The organism is Deltaproteobacteria bacterium, from assembly GCA_018668695.1.
In the GTDB taxonomy this organism is placed as follows: Bacteria; Myxococcota; XYA12-FULL-58-9; order XYA12-FULL-58-9; family JABJBS01; genus JABJBS01.
Genome location: JABJBS010000391.1, coordinates 1 through 4,690, shown reverse-complemented (window position 1 = coordinate 4,690; position 4,690 = coordinate 1). Strand labels below are relative to the sequence as shown.

Annotated in this window: 3 protein-coding genes; all 3 read left to right on the top strand. The window is 51.7% G+C overall.

Annotation, left to right across the window (positions count from 1 at the left end; all coding sequences use genetic code 11):
* A partial coding sequence (locus tag HOK28_23140; GenBank protein MBT6436004.1) for a DUF4215 domain-containing protein occupies positions 1–2,016 on the top strand: 2,016 nt, incomplete at its 5' end.
* Entirely contained in the window at positions 2,013–3,911 is a 1,899-nt protein-coding gene (locus HOK28_23135; GenBank protein ID MBT6436003.1) for an OmpA family protein, read from the top strand. The genes HOK28_23140 and HOK28_23135, both read left to right, overlap by 4 nt.
* Positions 3,912–4,179: 268 nt before the next feature.
* Entirely contained in the window at positions 4,180–4,689 is a 510-nt protein-coding gene (locus HOK28_23130; GenBank protein MBT6436002.1) for an AgmX/PglI C-terminal domain-containing protein, read from the top strand.
* Position 4,690 lies beyond the last annotated feature (1 nt).

Sequence of the window (4,690 nt, the reverse complement as noted above, 5' to 3'; positions counted from 1 at the left end):
GGACCTGCTGGAACTTGCTTAACTGCAACCTGCGGGGATGGTTTTACCAACGTGGGCATCGAGGACTGTGATGGCTTGGGTGAAACGGCCAGCTGTGACCTTGATTGCAGTACGGCGTTTTGTGGAGACGGTTATCTGAATGCGCTGGCGGGTGAGACTTGTGATGACGGTAATGACCTGGATACCGACCTTTGCCGTAATACCTGTGTTACGGGTTTTTGCGGTGACGGTATTGTCTTAGAGGGTAAGGAAGATTGCGACGATGGCTCGCAGAGCAGTACCTGCGAGCTTGATTGTACGTTCGCCAGCTGTGGCGATGGCGTCTTGAATACCTTGGCGTCTGAACAATGCGACGATGGCAATGGTCTTTTGAGTGATGGCTGTGACGGTCAATGTGTGATCGAAGCAGGCTGGTTATGCGCAGGCTCTCCAGCTGTCTGTGAGACTGTCTGTGGTGATGGTCTCGTTGTGGGAATCGAAGCATGTGACGATGGTGGCGTGCCCCAGGCGTCGGGAGATGGGTGTGCTCTAGATTGCAGCGTTGAGTCTGGTTGGAGCTGCGAGGGTGAGCCATCCACGTGTGCGCCATCTTGTGGTAACGGAGTGTTGAATCCGGGCGAAGCCTGCGACGATGGAAACCTTTTGGCCGATGACGGTTGTAATGACGCGTGTGCGCTTGAAGATGGCTGGATTTGTGAATCTTCACCAAGCATTTGTGAGGAAATCTGTGGTAACGGTGTTTTCAATTCAGGCGAGGCCTGTGAAGACGGCAACGCTACAGATGGCGATGGCTGCTCTGCCATTTGCCTCGTTGAGAATGGTTTTGAATGTTTGGGTGAGGCTCCTCAGGAGTGTACGTTCCTTTGTGGCAATGGAAGTCTTAACGATGGCGAAGAATGCGATGATGGCAACACAGCACCGGGGGACGGGTGCCAGGGTGGCTGCCTGATCGAACCGGGTTACAGCTGTACGGACGAACCGTCGGTATGTGAGGCTCTTTGTGGCAATGGCTTGTTGGACCCAGGTGAGCAATGCGATGACCAAAATAGCTTTGAAGGAGACGGCTGCAGCGTTACTTGTGAAGTGGAAGCTGGTTTCGTCTGTTCGGGTGAACCCTCTTTTTGCAGTCTTACATGTGGCAACGGTTTGATTAACATCGACGAAGCCTGTGATGACGGTAATGCTGAATCTGGTGACGGTTGTTCATCATCCTGCGCGCTTGAGCCGGGGTATGTCTGCGAAGAAGAGCCCTCAGTTTGCGTGAGTATTTGTGGGGACGGTTTGGTTACCGATGATGAAGCCTGCGATGATGGCAATGGGTCGAATGAAGATGGATGCAGCGAGTGCCTAATTGATTCAGGCTGGAGCTGTTCGGGGAGCCCATCGTTATGTGAGCAGGTTTGCGGCAATGGGCTCTTGGATGATGGCGAGCAATGTGACGATGCAAATAGTCTCACCGGCGATGGTTGTTCAGATACTTGCGAAGTTGAAGCAGGCTTTGTGTGCAATGGGCTCCCGTCTGTCTGCGACGCTATTTGTGGAGATGGTTTGATTCTCGGTGAAGAAGCCTGTGATGACGCAAATTCACTCGATGAGGATGGCTGTAACGCTGCGTGTTCGGTTGAAGAGGGTTGGACATGTGTGAGTGAACCTTCGCTATGCACTCCCGAAGGCGTGGAACCATCGGATAGCTCAGATCCCACGGACCCCACGGACCCCACGGACGCTACGGATTCTACAGAACCATCGGAACCTACTGATGTTTCTGATCCGACGACTACGCCTGACCCTACAGAATCAGTAGACCCAGCGGGTACGTCCGACCCTGCGGAAACTCTGGGGCCTTGTGATGACCTAGCAACCGCCTTGGAGAATCCTGATTGCAATGCTGAGCTACGGTTTGACGGTGGTGGACTAAGTTGCGCCACGTCGTCACCTGGCTCGGCCTGGTATTGGTTGCTACTGGTTACCCTGGTTTTACGTGCCTGGCGACTTCGACCAGAAGAGGAAGCATGATGCACTTGCGGGTCATGTTTTTTGGTTTGTTGTTCGGCTTGTTAGGGGCGGTTCCTGCGCAGGCATCGCTTCCCATTGTCGGTAGCCAGCCCGCTATTTCAAGTGATGGTTTGGGTCCGCTAGAAGCCATTGAAGACTTGCCGCACTTACATCTAGAAGCTTTGTTTTGGCTCGATTCCAGTCACCAAATCTTAAAAGTGAGCCAAACGATTGGGAGTAACACCAACGATTTGGGTTACCTTATCAGTTACCGTTTATCGGGTTTACTCCAAGCATCTATGGGACTTTACGACTTGGTGACGGTGAGCCTGGGGATCCCCGTGACCTATCATCAAGGCTCGGGGCTTGACCGCTCAATTTTGGGAGTTGCGCTTGTCGAACCAGGTGCAGGGGTGGGCGATGTCGCTCTGAATGTTCACGGGAAAATTTTGAGTGAGAAGGATTATTTCGTCGATTTAGCACTTCTGTTGCCGATGACATTGCCTACAGCCAATGAAGCCAGTTACTCCGGTGAGGCGGGCGTATCGATGACACCGACCGTGGCGGCTGCGAAAACTCTGGTGCTGGGCGGAGCTGACGACAATACATACTCTATCCGGATCCAGGCCGAACTGGGTTATCAGATTCGAAAACAATATGAACTTGAAGGCATGCTTTTCAGTGACCAGATTCATTACACGTTCGGTGCATCCTCGTCGCTTGAACCATGGCTCGGGCTTTCGCTTGATGCGTTTGCTGCGTGGGTGGGAAGCATCGTTTTGGAAAAGGGCGCCTATGGTGACCGGATTTACCCACAAGAGTTTCAAGCGGGCGGTGCCTGGACACTTCCGTCGAACTGGGTCGAAAAGGATTCAGCCTATATTTCGATGAGTCGTTTAACTTTTGGTTTTGGTATGGGGCTGGGCGCAAGCCCTGTATCACCATCGCTGCGCCTATTCTTAGGCTTGGAAGGTGGTCACCAGATAACATTCGATTCTGATGACGACGGTATCAATGATAACGAGGATGGTTGTCCGAATTCTCCAGAAGATATGGATGGCTTGGGCGACCAAGACGGCTGCCCGGAGGATGACTACGATGCCGATGGAATATCAGACGTCGACGATAAGTGCCCGGATGCCGCTGAGACGAAGAATGACTTTCAAGAAGAAGATGGCTGTCCAGACAAGCGTTTAGACTCCGACAACGACAAGGTCTTTGACGACTTAGACAAATGTGTCGATAAGGCAGAGGACCTCGATGAGTTCGAAGATGAAGACGGGTGCCCTGAACTCGACAACGATCAAGATGGTATTGAAGACGAAAAAGACAAATGTCCATTAGAGGCGGAAGACTTTGACGAGTTTGAAGACGGCGACGGTTGTCCCGACTTAGATAATGATGCCGATGGTGTTTTGGATACCGTGGACAAATGTCCTCTTGATCCAGAGAACGCGCCGGCGGAAGCAGAAAGAGACGGTTGTCCCGAAGTGACAACAATCGCCGAACCTGAGCCAAAAACGATAGAGACTCGATTAGGCGATGTTCTAACTGACTTTGCGAAGGGCGTTCAGTTCGCTCATGCTACGAAGACTCCAGCGCCGAAATCGAATCGAGCGATCGATAAGATTATTAGTTTTCTCAAAGAGCACATGGAAATTAAGAAAATCTTAATCACCGGACATACCGATTCGGTGGGTGATACGAATCGAAACCTTTTTCTATCTAAACGTCGAGCAACCATTTTGAGGGAGCGACTTGTAGCGGGTGGAATTTCGGTAGAGCGAATTGATATTGATGGGAAAGGGTCCGCGGAGCCCATAGCAAGGAATGACACCCAAGCGGGGCGGGGCTTAAACCGTCGAATCGTTATACAGGTAAAAGACCTCCAAGGCTCTGGTGTTGGAACAGAGTAAGCACTGAACAGCTTCAGGCGCCATCTACAGCGCTTAATTTCGCGTATCCCCTCATGTAGGCAAACCGCCACCACCCTCCTATAGGCCCGTATGCACACCTTTGACAGGGTGTCGGAATTTCTGACGGCTTCCCGTCAAGCCTGGCTTGAAACCTCTATGTTGTGTGATCTGCGTCACCGGAATCGTCCCATTTTGCCTCATTCGAAAGTGGCACCGCACTTGCAGCGTTTATAGTGCAAGGCAACAACGCCAAACGGGGAGACGGACGATGAAAAAACTAGCAAACAACATGAGCGCAACTTGGACAGCATCTAAAGATGGTCGCATCATGGTCCGCGTAACGAAGAAAACTTCAAGTGTTGCAGTTAAGCGTTGGAGCATTTTCTACGCAGCTTTCGCCATGAGCATGGGCATGATTCAGTGGGCAGCGCCAAGCACTGCGAATGCAGCGAGCATCACCGATACAGCAGCCGAGCAGGTTGAAGTTCTTGAAGTGAGCGACATCCAAGACGCTCTTTCAAATAGCCAAGACATGGTTCGCGGATGTTACGAGCGTCAATTGAAGCGCCAGCCAAAGTTGGCCGGTCAGATGAGCGTTCAGTTCACCATCGGCGCCAAGGGCAAGGTTGTGAAGGTAAACGTTGTAGACGACACCATGAAGAGCCGACGCTTAAACCGATGTGTTACGCGTAATGTAAGCAAGTGGACATTCCCTACGCCACAAGACGGCAAAGTAACGATTTACTCTCCCTACGTTTTAAACCCAATGGCTGGCTAAT